14 protein-coding genes are annotated in these 15,977 nt (G+C 71.8%); 5 read left to right on the top strand and 9 right to left on the bottom strand.

The annotated features are described in order from the left end of the window. Positions 1–33 precede the first annotated feature (33 nt). The gene (locus ACQZOG_RS14015; protein WP_191882399.1) at positions 34–1,068 is read right to left on the bottom strand and encodes a LacI family DNA-binding transcriptional regulator; all 1,035 of its coding nucleotides are present in this window, start codon (positions 1,066–1,068) and stop codon (positions 34–36) included. A 109-nt stretch (positions 1,069–1,177) separates the two neighbouring features. Here ACQZOG_RS14015 and ACQZOG_RS14010 point away from each other — a divergent pair, with 109 nt between their 5' ends. From ACQZOG_RS14010 to ACQZOG_RS13995, 4 genes are read left to right on the top strand one after another with little or no spacing between them, the layout of a single operon-like run. After that, positions 1,178–2,353: a phytanoyl-CoA dioxygenase family protein gene (locus ACQZOG_RS14010; protein WP_193468509.1), complete on the top strand. Its 1,176-nt coding sequence runs from the start codon at positions 1,178–1,180 to the stop codon at positions 2,351–2,353. 14 nt (positions 2,354–2,367) lie between these two features. Beyond that, the gene (locus ACQZOG_RS14005; protein ID WP_033276354.1) at positions 2,368–3,144 is read left to right on the top strand and encodes an SDR family oxidoreductase; all 777 of its coding nucleotides are present in this window, start codon (positions 2,368–2,370) and stop codon (positions 3,142–3,144) included. Positions 3,145–3,180: 36 nt separating this feature from the next. Next, on the top strand, positions 3,181–4,185 hold the full coding sequence (locus ACQZOG_RS14000) for a Gfo/Idh/MocA family protein (RefSeq protein ID WP_037642948.1): 1,005 nt from the start codon (positions 3,181–3,183) through the stop codon (positions 4,183–4,185). After that, complete coding sequence (locus ACQZOG_RS13995; protein WP_382001026.1) at positions 4,182–5,192, top strand: Gfo/Idh/MocA family protein; 1,011 nt, start codon at positions 4,182–4,184, stop codon at positions 5,190–5,192. Before ACQZOG_RS14000 ends, ACQZOG_RS13995 begins: the two co-directional genes overlap by 4 nt. Before the next feature lie 342 nt (positions 5,193–5,534). On the opposite strand, the gene ACQZOG_RS13990 is transcribed toward ACQZOG_RS13995, so the two are convergent. From ACQZOG_RS13990 to ACQZOG_RS13980, 3 genes are all read right to left on the bottom strand, one after another. Further along, positions 5,535–6,539, bottom strand: coding sequence for a WxL protein peptidoglycan domain-containing protein (locus ACQZOG_RS13990; protein WP_430741532.1), 1,005 nt, complete (start codon positions 6,537–6,539; stop codon positions 5,535–5,537). A 174-nt stretch (positions 6,540–6,713) separates the two neighbouring features. Continuing rightward, positions 6,714–8,669 carry an FN3 domain-containing metallophosphoesterase family protein gene (locus ACQZOG_RS13985; RefSeq protein WP_058917455.1) on the bottom strand — a complete coding sequence of 652 codons (1,956 nt, stop codon included), beginning with the start codon at positions 8,667–8,669 and terminating at the stop codon, positions 6,714–6,716. Positions 8,670–8,792: 123 nt separating this feature from the next. After that, on the bottom strand, positions 8,793–9,986 hold the full coding sequence (locus tag ACQZOG_RS13980; RefSeq protein WP_193456198.1) for a HupE/UreJ family protein: 1,194 nt from the start codon (positions 9,984–9,986) through the stop codon (positions 8,793–8,795). Positions 9,987–10,173: 187 nt separating this feature from the next. Between ACQZOG_RS13980 and ACQZOG_RS13975 the strand changes: the two genes are divergently transcribed. Continuing rightward, positions 10,174–10,848: a hypothetical protein gene (locus ACQZOG_RS13975; RefSeq protein WP_430741531.1), complete on the top strand. Its 675-nt coding sequence runs from the start codon at positions 10,174–10,176 to the stop codon at positions 10,846–10,848. Positions 10,849–10,893: 45 nt separating this feature from the next. Here ACQZOG_RS13975 and ACQZOG_RS13970 read toward each other — a convergent pair whose 3' ends face one another. Genes ACQZOG_RS13970 through ACQZOG_RS13950 form a run of 5 tightly spaced genes read right to left on the bottom strand, consistent with a single transcriptional unit; the run spans position 10,894 to position 15,861 of the window. Then, positions 10,894–11,913: a Gfo/Idh/MocA family protein gene (locus tag ACQZOG_RS13970; RefSeq protein WP_193468505.1), complete on the bottom strand. Its 1,020-nt coding sequence runs from the start codon at positions 11,911–11,913 to the stop codon at positions 10,894–10,896. Between the two features lie 28 nt (positions 11,914–11,941). Further along, entirely contained in the window at positions 11,942–12,844 is a 903-nt protein-coding gene (locus ACQZOG_RS13965) for a sugar phosphate isomerase/epimerase family protein (protein WP_033277295.1), read from the bottom strand. Between the two features lies 1 nt (position 12,845). Further along, complete coding sequence (locus tag ACQZOG_RS13960) at positions 12,846–13,757, bottom strand: ATP-binding cassette domain-containing protein (protein WP_033277294.1); 912 nt, start codon at positions 13,755–13,757, stop codon at positions 12,846–12,848. A 5-nt stretch (positions 13,758–13,762) separates the two neighbouring features. Then, entirely contained in the window at positions 13,763–14,842 is a 1,080-nt protein-coding gene (locus tag ACQZOG_RS13955) for an ABC transporter permease (protein ID WP_430741530.1), read from the bottom strand. Then, a complete protein-coding gene (locus ACQZOG_RS13950) occupies positions 14,842–15,861 on the bottom strand; it encodes a sugar ABC transporter substrate-binding protein (RefSeq protein ID WP_033277292.1) in 1,020 nt (339 codons plus the stop codon). Before ACQZOG_RS13950 ends, ACQZOG_RS13955 begins: the two co-directional genes overlap by 1 nt. Between the last annotated feature and the right edge of the window lie 116 nt (positions 15,862–15,977).

The following is a 15,977-nucleotide window of genomic DNA, read 5'->3' as shown; positions in this document are numbered from 1 at the left end:
CACCCCGGCGGGCGGGGATACACGCCAGGCGGGTCACCCGGCCACGGCGGGCGCGGGCATGTTGTAGGGGGTGACCACCTGGATCGCGGACGGCAGGGTGGGTCCCGCGGGCGGCAGCGCGCCGTGCGCGCGCATCACCATGTGACAGGCCTCGCGCAGGTCGTGACGCAGGTCGTGGTGGAGGACGGCGGACAGCCGGTGCTCGCGCAACAGCCGGGTGTTGTCGTGGTCGAGGTCGTGGGCGACGAACACGGCGCACTCGCGTCCGGCGTCCTCGAAGGCGCGCAGGGTGGCGATGTTGCCGCCGCCGATCGAGTAGACCGCGCGGATCTCCGGGTCGCGTTCCAGGGCGGCGCGGACCAGGTCGTACTGGGTGGCGTCCAGGCCCTGGCCCTCCGCGATCTCGACGAGGGTGCGCTCGGGGTGGCGGGCGCGCATGGTGCTGCGGAAGCCCATCTCGCGCTCCTCCTCGTTGCGGAAGAAGCCGCTGGAGAGGCTGGTGAGCACGTTGCCGGGCCGGTCGCCGAGCCACTGCCCCATGAGGTAGGCGGCGGTGGCGCCGGCCGCGCGGTTGTCGCTGCCGACGTGACCGATCCGGGCGCTGACCGGCAGGTCGGTCACCAGGGTCACGACCGGGATGCCGGCCGCGGCGAGGCGGCCGACGGCGGCGGTGATCTCGGGGACGTCGGGCGCCTTGAGGAGCACGCCCTGCGAGCCGCGGCGGGCGATCCGGTCGAGAACCGCGACCAGTTCCTCCGCCGGTCCGGTCTCCCGGAAGTGGAAGCGGGAACGCACCACCGCCGGGTGCAGGGAGGGAAGTTCGGCCTCCAGGGCGGCGCGGACGGCCGTGGAGAACCGCTCGGGCGACTGCATCACGATGTCCACCATGAAGGTCCGGCCGACCAGGCGGACCTGGGTGCGCTGCCGGTCCAGGTCGGCGATGGCCCGGTGCACCTCACGCGCGGTGCTCTCCCGCACCCCGCCCCGGCCGTTGAGGACCCGGTCCACGGTGGCCTCGCTCAGTCCGGCCTGACGTGCGATTTCACGGATCGGGAAGGGGTGCCCCATGCGACTGCTCCTGAGGGGTTTTTGATGGGTTCCTGATGGTGGTGCGAGGGGTTTGTTCTGACAAGAATGACATCACCAGCGTCGCTCCGTGACCCGAAGGGACGACTCCATGTCCGCATCGTCTTCCGTGCAGACCCCCGCGCCGGCCGCCTGGCTGTCGGAGCGGGACTGCGATCTGGATGCCTTCCGCGCCTTGGTCGAGCAGTCGACCGACGCCTCCTCGTACCCGCTGGCCTCCGCCGTCGAGCGGAACGTGCTGCTCTACGACGCCGAGCGGCTCGCGCTCGCCGACCGCCGCACCGCCCAGGCCGAGCTGGTCCACGCTCTCGCCGACGGCCCCGGCATCGTGGTGATCCGCGGCGCCTTCTCCGACACCTCGGTGGTCGACCGGGCCACGGCCGTGTTCGACGCCCTGATCGCCCAGCAGCGGGCGTCGGGCGCCACCGCCGGCGACCACTTCGCGAAGCCGGGCGCCAACGACCGGGTGTGGAACGCGCTGGAGAAGGCCGCGCTGCACGACCCGGAGACGTTCGCCGACTACTACGCGAACGACATGGTCGCGCTCGTCTCCACGGCCTGGCTGGGCCCCGGCTACCAGGTCACCTCGCAGGTCAACGTCGTCAACCCGGGCGGCGCGGCGCAGACCGTGCACCGCGACTACCACCTGGGCTTCCTCTCGAACGAGACGGCCGCCGCCTACCCGGCGCACGTGCACCGCCTCTCCCCCGTGCTCACCCTCCAGGGCGCCGTCGCGCACTGCGACATGCCGGTGGAGTCCGGTCCGACGCTGTACCTGCCGCACTCGCAGAAGTTCGAGCCCGGCTACCTCGCCTGGCGGCTGCCCGAGTTCCAGGCGTACTTCGACGACCACCACATCCAGCTCCCCCTGGCCAAGGGCGACGCGGTGTTCTTCAACCCGGCGCTGTTCCACGCGGCCGGATCGAACCACTCGGCGGACATCCGGCGCGCGGCCAACCTGCTCCAGGTGTCCTCGGCCTTCGGCCGGGCCATGGAGACCGTGGACCGTGAGGCCGTGGTCGGCGCCGTCTACCCGGTGCTGCTGGCCCGCAAGGCCGAAGGCGCCTCGGAGCAGTGGCTGGAGAACGTGATCGCGGCGAGCGCCGAGGGCTACCCGTTCCCCACCAACCTGGACAACGACCCGCCGGTCGACGGCCTCGCCCCGCCGTCCCAGGCGGACCTGGTCCGCAAGGCGCTGCGCGAGGGCCGGTCCCCCCGAGCCCTGCGCGACGAACTGCGGGCCGCAATCGCCCGCCGCACGAGCTGACCTGGAAGGACATCATGGGACTCCTCGACGACAAGGTCGTCCTCGTCAACGGCGGCAGCCAGGGTGTGGGTGCCGCCGTCGCACGGGCCGCGGTGCGCGAAGGCGCGGTCGTGGCGGTCAGCGGCCGCCGCCCGGAGCCGGGCGAGGCGCTGGTCGCCGAACTGGCCGGGCAGGGCGGCAAGGCCATGTTCGTACGGGCCGACCTGGCTGACGCCGAGCAGGCCAGGGATACGGTCGCCCACGTGGTGGAGGCTTACGGCCGCATCGACTGCCTGGTCAACTCCGCCGGTCTGACCTCACGCGGCACCCTGCTCGACACCACCCCCGACCTCTTCGACCAGCACATCGCGATCAACCTCAAGGCGCCGTTCTTCGCCATGCAGGCGGCGGTGGCGGACATGGTGCGACGCGCCGAGCCGGGCACGATCGTCAACGTCATCACCTCCTCGGCGCACGGCGGACAGCCGTTCCTCGCCCCGTACGTCGCCGCCAAGGCGGGCCTGATGGGCCTGACCCGCAACGCGGCGCACGCCCACCGCTGGGACCGTATCCGTATCAACGGCCTGAACATCGGCTGGACCGCGACCGAGGGCGAGGACGCCACGCAGCGCACCTTCCACGGTGCCGGCGACGACTGGCGGGAGCAGGCCGCCGCTCGGCTGCCGATGGGCAAGCTCGGCCAGCCGGACGAGATCGCCGACTTCGTGGTCCTGCTGCTCTCCGACCGCTCCGGGGTGGTCACCGGCTCCGTCGTCGACTGGGACCAGAACGTCCTCGGCGGCCTCGACTGACCTGCCCCACTCCCCCTCACCAAGGAGCACCACCCCATGCGCATCGGAATCCTCGGCCTCGGCCGCATCGGCGCCTTCCACGCCGAGACCCTGTCCGGGCTCGACGCCGTCGAGTCCCTCGTCGTCTCCGACCCGTTCGCGGACGCCGCGAAGGCCGCCGCGGAGCGCTTCGGCGCGCAGGTCGCGGACTCCCCCGAGGCGGTGCTCGCGGCCGGTGTGGACGGCGTGGTCGTCGCCGCCGCGACCGACGCCCACCCGCACCTGATCACGGCCTGCGTCGAGGCGGGCGTGCCCGTCTTCTGCGAGAAGCCGGTCGCCCGCACCATGACCGAGGGCGTCGAGGTGCTGAAGGCCGTCGCCGGCCGGGACGTGCCGGTCCAGATCGGCTACAACCGCCGCTTCGACACGGGCTTCACCGCAGCCCGCGCGGCAGTCCTGTCGGGCGAACTGGGCACGCTGCACACCGTACGCTCGACGACCCTGGACCCGGCGCCGCCGCCCGCCGCGTACATCGCCGCGTCCGGGGGCATCTTCCGGGACTGTTCGGTGCACGACTTCGACATCATCCGCTGGGTGACCGGCCGCGAGGTGACCGAGGTGTACGCGGCCGGCGGCAACCGGGGCGCCGACTTCATCAAGGAGGCGGGCGACGCCGACACCACGGGCGCGATCCTCACCCTGGACGACGGCACCCTCGCGGTGGTCTCCAACAGCCGCCACAACGCCCGCGGTTACGACGTCCGCATGGAGATCCACGGCTTCGCCGACTCGATCGCGGTGGGCCTGGAGGACAAGCTGCCGCTGCGCTCGGTCGAACCCGGCGTCACCTTCCCGGCGGGCGTGCCGCACGACTTCTTCATGGACCGCTTCACCGACGCCTACCGCGCCGAACTCCTCGCGTTCACCGAGGTGGTGGCGGGCGCGCGCCCGTCGCCGTGCACGATCGAGGACGCCCTCGAAGCGGGCTGGATCGCCGAGGCGTGCACACTGTCGCTGCACGAGCACCGTCCGGTCACGCTCGAGGAGGTACGGCAGGCATGAGCGAGTCCGCTCCCCTGCGCATCGGAATCCTGGGGGCCGCTCGCATCACCGAGCGCTCCCTCGTCGCCCCGGCCCGGGCCGGCGGCCACCGCCTGGTCGCGGTGGCCGCCCGCGACCGCTCCCGCGCCGAGGCGTTCGCCGCCGCGCACGGTGTGGAGCGGACGCTCGGCTCCTACGCCGACCTGCTCGCCGACCCGGAGGTCGAGGTGGTCTACAACCCTCTCGCCAACGGACTCCACGGCCCCTGGAACCTGGCCGCGCTCGCGGCGGGCAAACACGTCCTGACGGAGAAGCCGTCGGCGAGCAACGCGGCGGAGGCCGAGGAAGTGATGCTGGCCGCGAGGGCGTCCGGCACCGTGTTCATGGAGGCGTTCCACTACCTCTTCCACCCGGTGACCCGGCGGCTGCACGAACTGCTGGCCTCCGGCGAGCTGGGCGAACTCCGCCACGCGGAGGCTATGGTGGCGATCCCGGCCCCCGGGGCCTACGACCCGCGCTGGTCCCTCCCCCTCGCCGGCGGCGCCCTGATGGACCTCGGCTGCTACGGCCTGCACGCGCTGCGGATGCTCGCCCCGTGGGCGGGAGGCGCACCGCGCGTGGTCGCGGCGCGGGCGGGTGAGCGGGCGGGGGCTCCGGGGGTGGACGAGTGGCTGGACGCGGACCTGTCGTTCCCCGGGGGCGCCACCGGCACGGCCCGCTGCCACATGGCGTACGACCACCTGGAGATGAGCCTGCGGATCGTCGGAAGCCGGGGGGAGGCGACGGCGCCGAACTTCGTGCTGCCGCAGATGGACGACCGGGTGGTGGTCCGCACGGGCTCGGGCGAGCGTACGGAGCACTTGGGTACGCGGTCGTCGTACGCCTACCAGCTGGAGGCGTTCGCCGCACGGGTACGGCGGGAGGCGTCCCTGCCCCTCGACGCGGATGACGCGGTGGCGACGATGCGGATGGTTGACGCGTGTTACACGGCGGCGGGGTTGGGGCCGCGGCCCCGCACGGAGCGCTGATCACTCCGGTACCGGTGTGGGTGCGGGCCGGGGGGTGTCGGCGCACCTCGGCGCCAACGAGGTGCCGCCGCGCCCACCCGTGCCGCCCCAGCGGCACGACTGCCCGCAGTGGGCGGGGCTGGCGCCGCCACCGGTGTCGGTGTAGCCGCACGCGGCGGGGAGGGGACGGGGTGGGGGTGGGCGCCCGCAGCGGCTGGCGCGTCCGCCCCCTGAACCTCTCCAACACGCACTCTCGCGCCAGACCGAGGACGACCACCCCCGCCCCGGCCCCGCACCACCACCCCACCCTGGGCGCTACATCAACCCCCACCGGACAGGTGAATGCGCCGCAGGCGTCACACCTCAGCTCAAGGCAGCCTGCACCGCGTCACGGACCAGTGCCGCCTCGCGGGCCGTGCGGCGGGCGCGGTTGCGGCGGGCGAGGAGCACCACCGCGACGACCGCCGCGAGCAGCAGCAGGACGATCAGCGCGAGGGCCCACGGAACGGCCCACGCCCCCGCGCTCGCCTCGACCGGGTCGAGCGGCGTCGTGGACCCGGAGGCGTCCGTCAGCAGCGGCAGCACCGTCGCGGTGGCCGTGAGCCGGACCCCGGGCGCGACATCCGGCACGGGCACCGTCACCTTCCACCGCTCCCCCGGCAGCAGCGCGGGCGTGTCGGGCAGGTCGCCCGCGCCCGTGCGGAGCCATCCGAACGGCCCCCGCACGGCCACCTCCTGCCGCCCGGAGAGCAGGGCGTTCCCCGTGTTGTGGACCGTGTAGGTGACGGTGGCCGAGCCCTTCGAGAAGGGCCCCGCGCTGCCGTGGTAGTCGAGGTGCGCGTCCTCCACCGCGAGGCGCGGCTTCAGCTCGCCGCCGACCCGGACGGCGACACGGAGGCCGAGGCGCCGGTCGACGTTGATGCCGGCGGCGGTGTCGGCCTGCTTGAGGGAGGTGAGGAGACCGCCCACGTGGTCGCCGGGGGTGGCGTTGCCCGGGACGGTGACGGTGAAGGGGACGTCGGCCGACTTCCCGGGCGCGACGGTGACGGAGGTGACCTTCGGGTGGGTCCACACGCCCACACCGGTGGACCTCTTGTCGCGGGTGAGCAGGTCGAGCTGTCCGGCGTCGGTGGTGTAGCCGTCGGATGCGTAGACGGCGAGCCGCAGCGGGGTCCTGCCGCGGTTGGTGACGACCATGGTGTCCTCGACCGTGCCGCCCGGGTTCACCGCGTAGCTGAAGCTGGAGCGGTCGTCGCCGTAGGCGTTGGCGCCGGTGCGGACCCGCCAGCTGACGTCGCCGTCGGCGGCCGCCGCGGGTGTCGGGTGCGCGCAGACGAGCGCGAGGGCCGTGAGCAGTCCGAGAACCACGGCCCGGACCGGAACGGAGAGGCGGAAAGGAAGGCGGGGTATCCAAATCCGTCGGGACACGGCGAGCACGTGCATAGGAGGGTTCTCCAGAAGCGGGAGGCGTGGCGCAGCACTCAAGGTGCGTGCCCCGCCACGCCGTCGGACTAGGACTCGGACTCGGACTCGGACGAAGAATCAGCTGCTCAGCGCGGTGATCGTGAGGGTCGCCCGGTAGGAGCCCTTCGCGACACTGTCCGGGATCTTCAGGTCCAGGTCGGCACCCAGCCGGGCCTCGCCCCGCGGGTGGCCCTGCTCGGCGGAGGCGAGCCCCCGCGAGACGGACAGACCGGCGCCCTTGTCGTCGTAGCCGGAGGCCACGGCGGAGGCCGCCTTGGCGCCGGCGCCGCCGTTCAGGACGTACGGCTTCCAGCCGAGGTAGGACCCGGAGAACTTCTTGTCCGCGTCCTGGAAGTCGCTCACGTTGGCCGAGACCGACCAGGGCGAGAGCGAGCGGCGGCTGTCGGTCACCCGGATCGGGTTGATCCTGCCCGCGGCCTCGAAGTGGTCACCGTCGCGTTCCTTGGCCGTACCGAGGTCCACCAGGCCGTTGTAGCCGTCGATGGTCCAGCCGAACTCGCCGGGCGCCGCGTCGGGGACGTTCACCTGGAGGGACTGTCCGTCACCGTTGTACGGGTGGACGGTGACCTTGTCGACGACGGAGCCGACCGGCTTGTCCGGGTTGGAACAGGGAACGTTGCCGTTGTCGACGGCCGGGTTCGGCGCGTCGCACGTACCCGAGCGGACGTTCTCCAGCACCAGCTTGTCGGACCGCACCTTGACCCGGACGTAGGACCGCACGTGCTCCTGGTTCTCCACCGAGTTGAACCAGAAGTTGTCCGGGTTGAGCGGGTCGGGCCCGTTCCCCGTGACGCCGGTGCCGGAACCGTCCGGCTTCCGGATGTCGTAGTACTTCGATCCCGACGCCGAGTTGGCGGTGACGTAGATGACCCCGCCGGGCCCCGGATACACCTCGGCCTGCCCCGGCTGCTCCGACGGATCGGCCTTCTGGCCGTTCTTCAGGGCGTAGCTACGGGAGTAGCTGTGGTCGTGCCCCTGGAGGACCATGTCGATGCCCAGGTCGGAGAACTCCGTGGTGAAGTTCTTCCTGCGGTCCTTGTTGCCCTGGTCGTAGGAGTGACTGGCGGGCGAGTAGATGGAGTGGTGGTAGACCAGCACCTTCCACTTCGCTTCGGAGCCGTGCTTCTTGATGACGTCGGTGATGTAACCGACGTGCTGGGCGTCCTTGGTGTCGCTCTGGGCGTTGCTGTTGATGTCGATGAACAGCACGTCCTTGTGGATGAACCAGTAGTCGCCGCCGGACCGGGTCGCCGCGTCCTTGTCGTAGTACGCGTCGGACTTGTCGGTGTTGGGCGTGAAGTGGTGCTGCTCGTAGGCCTTGCCGCCGACGTCGTGGTTGCCGATGGTGGCGGCCAGGGGGACCTGGCGGAGCTGCTCGGGGGCGAGGAACGAGGTCCACTGTTCCTCGTTGTTGGCGCTCTCGACGTGGTCGCCGCCGGACACGAGCAGTTCGGCGTCGGGGTTGGCCTCGGTCGCCACCTTCAGGGTGTCGGCCCAGCCGGCGCCGTCCTTCTGGGCGTTGCCGCTGGAGCCGATCTGCGGGTCGCCGAGGAAGAGGAAGTCGTAGTCGCCCTCGAAGTCGCGGGTCTTGAAGGTGTGGACCGGGGACCAGTTGCCCTCGGAGCCGACCCGGTAGGAGTACGCGGTGTTCTCCTTGAGTCCGGTGACGGTGGCGTGGCGGTTGTAGCCGCCGCCGGAGGTGATGTTGGCGCCGCCGGTCGCGGCGAAGGTGGCCGCGCCGGCGGGGAACTCACCGCCGACGAGCGTGGCGGTGGGGGCGACCTGGAGCTGCTGCGCGGTGTCCTCGGTCGAGTACCAGGAGACGATCCGCTGGGTCTCGTCGGCGCCCACCCCGAGGACGACCCCGGACGGTCCGGCGGAGTCGGCCGCGACGGCCGGGACCGCCGTCCCGCCGGCGAGGGCCATGGTCAGTCCCAGGACGACCGTGGCGGCGCCGCCGGCGACACGGCGTCCGACGGAGCCGTCGGTCTGGGTCTTGCTGCTGGGTCTCATGCGTTCTTTCGTTCCTTGCGCGTCCATGAGTGCACGGATGTGGCGGTGTGAACGGTGTCGGCCCGCCATGAACCGGCGGGGAACGGTCCGGCCGCCTTGCCTGAACGTTCCGCCAAGGGCGGTTCAGAATTCGGTAATGCGCTGCGCGCACCAGACGAGGCCCATGACGGCGACCCCGGCGGCGACGAGGCCGGTCACCAGCCGCGCGGCGCCGGGCGCCCGGCGCCGCACCACGGCGAGGAGCGGGAACGTGAGGGCGACGAGCGCCAGTTGCACGGCCTCGATGCCGAGGTTGAACACCGCAAGCGACCACAGCAGGGTCCAGGACCAGGCGGCGTCGATGCCGAGCGCGCCCGCGAACCCGAGGCCGTGCACCAGGCCGAAGCAGAACACCACGGCCAGGCGGGTCCAGCCGGCCCGGTCGAGTTCCAGGTGTCCCCGCCCGAGCGAGGGCTGCCGGTCGGCGGGGCGGGCGAGCCGCCACAGGTGCCAGCCCGCGACGACGGCGATCGACGCGGCGATGACGGGTTCCACGACGTCCGCGGGAACGTCCACCAGGCCGAGCGCGGCGAGCAGGAAGGTGACGGAGTGGGCGAGAGTGAAGCAGGTCGCGGCGAGGACGACCTCGCGCGGGCCGCGCGAGCCCACGATCAGCGCCAGCAGGAAGAGGATGTGGTCGATCCCGGTCAGCAGGTGCTCGGCGCCCAGGCGGAAGAACTCCCCGAACCGCTCGTACCAGGGCCGGTCGACGGAGAAGGACGGGTGGTTGCCGTCGAGCGCGGCGCTTCCCGAGAGCCCGTCGACCGTGTACGTGACGATCGTCTTCGTGTCCTTGACGTACTGCTCCCGGTCGGGGAACAGCGTGCTGCGCAGCCGGAGTCCACCGCCGTCCGGGCAGCTCCAGTCGAGGACGACGACGGCATACGGCACGCCTTCGCGCCTCGTCATGGAAGCGCCTCCGTGCGGGCGGGCGGTGCAGGGCGTGCCTCCGGAGGACAGGAGGAAGCGGCCGGTGACGTACTCGGTCACCGCCTTCGCGTGGGTGTCGAGCACCCGGGCCCGGCCGCGGTCGTCGCCGTTGTCGAAGGCGGCCGTGCCCTCCCGGAAGAGGGCGTCGTCGTCCTCCGCGTCGGCGGCGGAGACGACGAGCAGGTCGTACTCGAGCTCCAGGGTGGTGCGGGGCCGGCCGTCGGTCTCGACGACGTCGGCGTACGCGGTGGAGGTGAAGCCGTGCGCCTGCGCCTGCCCGCCGGACCAGGCGAGGGCGGCGACGGCGAGGCACAGGGTGAGAAGAGTGCGGCGAATCCGCTGTGACATGGTGCTCCTTCAGGTGTCCGGAGCACCGTGCGCGGGACGGATGAACGGCAACCGACGCGGCGGCGAAACGTCGGACAACAAGCCGTTCCCCGGGCTCCCGTGGGGCGTGCGGCGGCGCAGGATGAGGACGCACCGCCCGCACCGCCCGCACCGCCCGCACCATCCACAGCTTCGAGGGACGATCGTCTTGCGTTCACCGCTTCGGGCCGCCGCCACGCTGGCGGCGGTCGCCGCCCTGGTCTCCGGATGCGCCTCCGCCGACGACTGGTCGCGTCCGCACGCGGCCCCCACCCCCGTGGGCGCGCTCGGCCCGGGGTTCACCGACCCGACGGCCACCCCCACCCCGGAGGCGACGGTCACCCCGCGCCCCGGGTCGTGGAACGGCGTGCACCCGCCGGAGGGCTACCGGGTGGTGCTGCTGACCGCCGGGGACGACCGGCCGACCCGGGCGCTGGTGGCAGCCGTGCGGGACTGGGCCGAGGGGGAGGACGTCGACCTGCGCACGGTGACCGCCGACGACCCCGCCCGCCACGTCGCGGCGGTCCGCGAGGCGGTGGACATGGGCCCGGACCTCGTGGTCGGCGCGGGCAACGACCTGGTGGACCCGCTCGCGGCGGTCACGCCGAGCCATCTGGACCAGCAGTTCCTGGTGGTGGGCGCGGAGCTGGCCGAGCCGACGGAGAACGTCACGGCGGCCGACTGGAGCGGGGCGTCGTTCCGCGGCGAAGGGCTCGGCATGTCGTCGACGTACGACCCCGCGTCGTTCACGGCGGCCCGCTGCGGGGCCGCCGTGCGGGCGGGGGTGGCGGCGGTGCTCAACGGCCTGACCGGGATCGTGGTGTGGCTGGACGACGCGGTGTAGGGCCGGCCGTGCGGACACACGGCCGGCCCTGGGGAAATCGCGGGTTCAGGCGTACAGCGGCGGCTTGTCAGCGAGCTCGACCTCGACCCGTCCGCCCTGACCGAGCGCCCGGACGCCGGCCTCGCAGACGGCCGCGGCGGCGTAGCCGTCCCAGGTGCTGGGGCCGGTGACCTCGCCGCGGCGGGTGGCGTCGACCCACGCCTGGACCTCGTCGTCGTAGGCCTGGGCGAAGCGTTCGGTCCAGTCCTGGGCGATGGTGCCGCCCCAGCGTCCGGCCATGTTGGTGACCAGTTGGTGGCCGTCGCCGATGCGGGCGGTGCCGCGTTCGCAGACCGCCTCGGCCTGCACCTGGTAGCCGAAGCCGCAGTTGACGAAGATCTCGACGTCGGAGAGGGCGCCGCCGTCGGTCTCCAGGACGACGAACTGCGGGTCGCGCAGTCCCTCGGGGGCGCCCGAGGAGGGCGTCGGACGGAGCACCGTCACGGCGGTGATCTCGTGGCCCAGCAGCCAGCGGGTGACGTCGACCTCGTGGGCGACGGAATCGCTGATCAGCATGGAGCTGGTGAAGAAGGACGGGCTGGCCACGTTGCGGTGGCGGTTGTGCAGCATCAGCGGCCGGCCCAGCTGCCCGGTCCCGAGCAGCGCCTTGAGGCGGACGTACTCGGTGTCGTAGCGGCGCATGAAGCCGACCTGCACCCGGCGGTGGCCGAGGGCCTGTTCGGCTTCCATGACGCGCAGCGCGGAGGCCGCGTCGGGGGTCAGCGGCTTCTCGCACAGGACGGGCAGGTCGCGGGCGAACGCGCCGAGCAGGGCCGCCTCGTGGGCGGGCCCGGACGAGGCGATGAGCACGGCGTCGACGTCCGGCGACGCCATCGCCTCGTCGGCGTCGGTGTGGGCGGTGCAGCCGTCGACGCCGGCCGCGACGGTCCTGGCCCGTTCCTCGTCGACGTCGACGACCGCGGCGACCCGCGCCCCGCTGATCACCCGGTCGATCCGCCGCACGTGGTCGGCGCCCATGCGGCCGGTGCCGATCACGGCGATGCCGAGGGGCTCGCGCCGGTTCATGTGTGTCGCCTCCCGGTGCGGGTGGTGGTCAGGCGCCGCAGGAGCGGAGGAACTTGCGGGTGCGCACCGCGATGGGCAGCGGCTTGTCCGGCTCGCAGGGGTACATGTCCTGCTCGACGATCGCGAACAGGTCCACGCCCAGCTTCTGCGCGGCCGTCAGCACCGGGCCCAGCTCCGGCACGCCGGCGGGCGGCTCGCACATCACCCCGCGCTGGACGGCGGGCCCGAAGGGGATCTCGTTCTTGACGACGTCGGCGAGGATCTCCGGGTCGACCTGCTTGAGGTGCAGGTAGCCGATGCGCTCGCCGTAGGTCTCGATCAGCTTGACGCTGTCGCCGCCGCAGTAGGCGTAGTGACCGGTGTCGAGGCAGAGGTTGACCAGGCCGGAGTCGGTGGAGTCGAGGAAGCGCTCGACGTGCTCCTCGGTGTCGATGTGGGTGTCGGCGTGCGGGTGGACGACGATGTCGAGCCCGTACGTCTCCTTCACCTCGCGGCCGAGGCGTTCCATGCCCCGGGTGAGGTGGCCCCACTGTTCGGTGGTGAGCTCCGGCGGCTCCAGGATCTCGGCGGTCTTGTCGTCCCGCCAGAACGACGGGATGACGACCAGGTGCTTCGCGTCCATCGCCTGGGTGAGCGCCGCGACGCGGCTGACCTGCTCCCAGGTGGAGTCCCACTCGGACGGCCCGCGGTGCAGCCCGCAGAAGATGGTGCCGGCGGAGACCTTCAGGTCCCTGCGGCTCACCTCGTCCTTGAGGCGAGCCGGGTCGGTCGGCAGGTAGCCGTAGGGGCCGAGTTCGATCCAGGAGTATCCGGCCTCGGCGACCTCGTCGAGGAAGCGCTGCCAGGGCACCTGCTGGGGGTCGTCGGGGAACCAGACACCCCAGGAGTCGGGGGCGGAACCGACCCGGATGCGGTCGAGGGCGACTGCCATGTCAGGACTTCCCTTCCGGGGTCGCGGCCGTGGGTGCCCGGAGGTCGCCGGACTCCGGCAGGCCCTCCGTGTCGACGCCGCGGACCTGCGCCAGCTCGTGCTTGAGGGCGGCCAGTTCGGCACCGCCGGCCATGTGGTTGGTCAGCTCCTCGAGGCCGACCTGGCTGCGGTCGGCGCTGAGCTCGAGGGTGCCCAGGCGCAGCACGTTGAACTGGTCGCCGACCATGTAGGCGTGGTGCGGGTTGTGGGTGATGAAGATGACGCCGAGGCCGCGGTCGCGGGCCATGGCGATGTACTTCAGGACGACCCCGGACTGCTTGACGCCGAGGGCGGCGGTGGGCTCGTCGAGGATGAGGACGCGGGCGCCGAAGTAGACGGCGCGGGCGATCGCCACGCACTGGCGCTGGCCGCCGGAGAGCGTGCCGATGGGCTGCTCCAGGTCGTCCAGGACGATGCCCATGTTGCGCAGTTCCTCGTCGGCGGTCTTCTTCATCCGCTCGATGTCGAGGCGGCGCAGGGGCCAGGGGCCCTTGGTCATCTCGGAGCCGAGGAAGAAGTTCCGCCAGACCGGCATCAGCGGGACGACCGCGAGGTCCTGGTAGACGGTGGCGATGCCCTTGTCGAGGGCCTCGCGCGGGGTGGAGAAGCGCACCGGTTCGCCGTCGACGAGGAACTCGCCCTCGGTGTGCTGGTGCAGCCCCGAGATGATCTTGATGAGGGTGGACTTGCCCGCGCCGTTGTCGCCGAGGACGCAGGTCACCTTGCCGGGGTGGACGGTCAGATCGACGCCGTGCAGGGCGCGGATGTTGCCGTAGGACTTGCCGGCGGCGCGGAGCTCGACCAGGGGGCGGTCCCCGTCGGCCGGGGTGTCCGTGCGGACGGCACCGTCGGTGCCGGTCGTCTTGTCGGTCATTGCGGTCACCTCCGGGTCGCCGTGCGCTGGACCCACAGATTGATGAGGACGGCGCCGAGCAGCATCACGCCGAGGAAGGCCTTGAACCAGTCCGGGTTCCAGCCGGCGTAGACGATGCCCTGCTGCACCATGCCGAACATGAAGGCGCCGAAGACGGGTCCGATCGCCGAGCCGTAGCCGCCGGTCAGCAGACAGCCGCCGATGACCGCCGCGGCGATGTAGATGAGCTCCTGGCCCACGCCCTCGCCGGACTGCACGGTGTTGAAGGAGAACAGGTTGTGCATGCCGACGAACCACGCGCCGAGGCCGACCAGCATGAAGAGCGAGATCTTGGTGAAGGTGACGGGGACGCCGACCGCGCGGGCGCTCTCCTTGTTGCCGCCGACCGCGAAAATCCAGTTGCCGTACTTGGTGCGCAGCAGGACCCAGGTGGCGAGGGCGGCGAAGACGAGCCACCAGATCACGGTGATCTTCACCTGGACGCCGCCGACCTCGAAGCTGGAGGCGAAGAGCGCCTTGGCCTGGTCGAAGCCGTCCATGTCGGCGATGCTGTCGGTGGCGACGTTGCCGGTGACGAGTTTGGTCACCGCGAGGTTGACGCCCTGGAGGATCAGGAAGGTGCCCAGGGTGACGAGGAAGCTCGGCAGCCCGGTCTTCACCAGCATCCAGCCGTTGAAGAAGCCGACGGCGAGCGACACCACGAGGGCGACGATCACGCCCATCCACACGTTCAGGGTGAGCTGGTAGCTCAGCATGCTCGCGGTGAGCGCCGAGGTGACGACGGCGACGCCGGCCGAGAGGTCGAACTCGCCGCCGATCATCAGCAGCGCCACGGGCAGCGCCATGATCCCGATGGTCGACGACTGGTACAGGATGTTCGCCATCGAGCTGCCGTCGCGCACCGGCGGGGCGGCGAACAGGAAGAACACGAGGACGGCGACCGCGCCGAGGAACACGCCGACCTCGGGCCGGGCGAGGAGCCGCAGCGCCAGCGGGCGCCGTGCGGTGCGTCCGTCCTTCTGCCTCTCGGGGCCGGGGGCCGGCGGCGTGGTCGCCGCCGGCTCAGCCTGTTGGGCCATGCTCATCACCGGGTGCCCTTCGCGGCGAACTGGGAGACCGCCTCGACGTTGGACTTGTCGACGAACGCCGGGCCCGTCAGGACGGGCTGCTCGCCGCCGCCGCTGTAGTTGCCGTTGTTCTTGTAGAGCCACAGGCCGTCGACGGCGAGGTAGCCCTGGAGGTAGGGCTGCTGGTCCACCGCGAACTCGATGTCGCCGTCCTGGATGGCGCCGGTCAGCTCCTTGTTCAGGTCGAAGGTGGCGACCTTCGCCTTGCTGCCGGCCTCCTCGACGGACTGCACCGCGGTCGGCGCGAAGGGGGCGCCGAGGGTGACGACGTAGTCGATGGAGGAGTCCTGCTTCAGCTTGGCCGTGATGGTCGACTTCACCGACGGCATGTCGGTGCCGTTGACGTTGAGGACCTGCGTCTTGCCCTCGAAGGTCTTCTCCAGGCCGGCGCAGCGCTGGGTCAGGCCGATGTTGCCCTGCTCCTGGACGACGCAGACCGCGTTCTTCGCGCCGACCTCGTTGAGCTTCTTGCCGAACGCCTCGCCCGCGACGGTCTCGTCCTGCCCGAAGAACTCCAGCAGCCCGAGATTCTTCCAGTCGCTCAGTCCGGAGTTGATGCCGACGACCGGGATGCCCGCCGCCTCGGCCTTGGCTATGACGCCCTTGAGCGCGTCCGGCTTGGCGAGGGTGACCGCGATGCCGTCGACCTTCTGGTCGATGGCGTTCTGCACCAGGTTGGCCTGGTTGCCGGCGTTCGGGTCGGCCGAGTAGATCAGCTTGACGTTGTCCTTGTCGGCGGCGGTCTGCGCACCCTTGCGCACGATGTCCCAGAAGGTGTCGCCGGGCGCCTGGTGGGTGACCAGGGCGACGGTCATCTGCGGCGTCGAGGCCTTGCCGGCCGAGGCGTCCGCTCCGCCTTCCTCGGACTTCTTGCCGCCGCTGCTGCTCGAGCAGCCTGCGAGAGCCAGGGCGGCTGCCGCCGCGGCCGCGACGAAGGGGGCGACTCTGCGGGAGCGGGGGTGGGAAGAGCGGTCCATCAGTCCTGCACCTCACTGTGCTTCACGGGGAAAAGGGGGCGAGGAGTCCGAGAGTCCGGTGCCCGGAACCTCGGGAGTCCGGGGTGTGTGCCATCACACACGGCGGTTCGTGCTGG

It is taken from the genome of Streptomyces sp. P13-3-3, assembly GCF_050571355.1.
Taxonomy (GTDB): Bacteria; Actinomycetota; Actinomycetes; order Streptomycetales; family Streptomycetaceae; genus Streptomyces; species Streptomyces althioticus.
Note: the sequence above shows the minus strand (reverse complement) of the source record. Positions and strands in the feature narration are given on the sequence as shown.

What these genes read in the sequence shown, in the direction of transcription:
- ACQZOG_RS13965 (WP_033277295.1), bottom strand. Translation starts at nt 12,844, where the DNA reads ATGGCAGTCGCCCTCGACCGCATCCGGGTCGGTTCCGCCCCCGACTCC.
- ACQZOG_RS13955 (WP_430741530.1), bottom strand. Translation starts at nt 14,842, where the DNA reads ATGAGCATGGCCCAACAGGCTGAGCCGGCGGCGACCACGCCGCCGGCC.
- ACQZOG_RS14000 (WP_037642948.1), top strand. Translation starts at nt 3,181, where the DNA reads ATGCGCATCGGAATCCTCGGCCTCGGCCGCATCGGCGCCTTCCACGCC.
- ACQZOG_RS13960 (WP_033277294.1), bottom strand. Translation starts at nt 13,757, where the DNA reads ATGACCGACAAGACGACCGGCACCGACGGTGCCGTCCGCACGGACACC.
- ACQZOG_RS14005 (WP_033276354.1), top strand. Translation starts at nt 2,368, where the DNA reads ATGGGACTCCTCGACGACAAGGTCGTCCTCGTCAACGGCGGCAGCCAG.
- ACQZOG_RS13995 (WP_382001026.1), top strand. Translation starts at nt 4,182, where the DNA reads ATGAGCGAGTCCGCTCCCCTGCGCATCGGAATCCTGGGGGCCGCTCGC.
- ACQZOG_RS13985 (WP_058917455.1), bottom strand. Translation starts at nt 8,669, where the DNA reads ATGAGACCCAGCAGCAAGACCCAGACCGACGGCTCCGTCGGACGCCGT.
- ACQZOG_RS13980 (WP_193456198.1), bottom strand. Translation starts at nt 9,986, where the DNA reads ATGTCACAGCGGATTCGCCGCACTCTTCTCACCCTGTGCCTCGCCGTC.
- ACQZOG_RS13950 (WP_033277292.1), bottom strand. Translation starts at nt 15,861, where the DNA reads ATGGACCGCTCTTCCCACCCCCGCTCCCGCAGAGTCGCCCCCTTCGTC.
- ACQZOG_RS13970 (WP_193468505.1), bottom strand. Translation starts at nt 11,913, where the DNA reads ATGAACCGGCGCGAGCCCCTCGGCATCGCCGTGATCGGCACCGGCCGC.
- ACQZOG_RS14010 (WP_193468509.1), top strand. Translation starts at nt 1,178, where the DNA reads ATGTCCGCATCGTCTTCCGTGCAGACCCCCGCGCCGGCCGCCTGGCTG.
- ACQZOG_RS14015 (WP_191882399.1), bottom strand. Translation starts at nt 1,068, where the DNA reads ATGGGGCACCCCTTCCCGATCCGTGAAATCGCACGTCAGGCCGGACTG.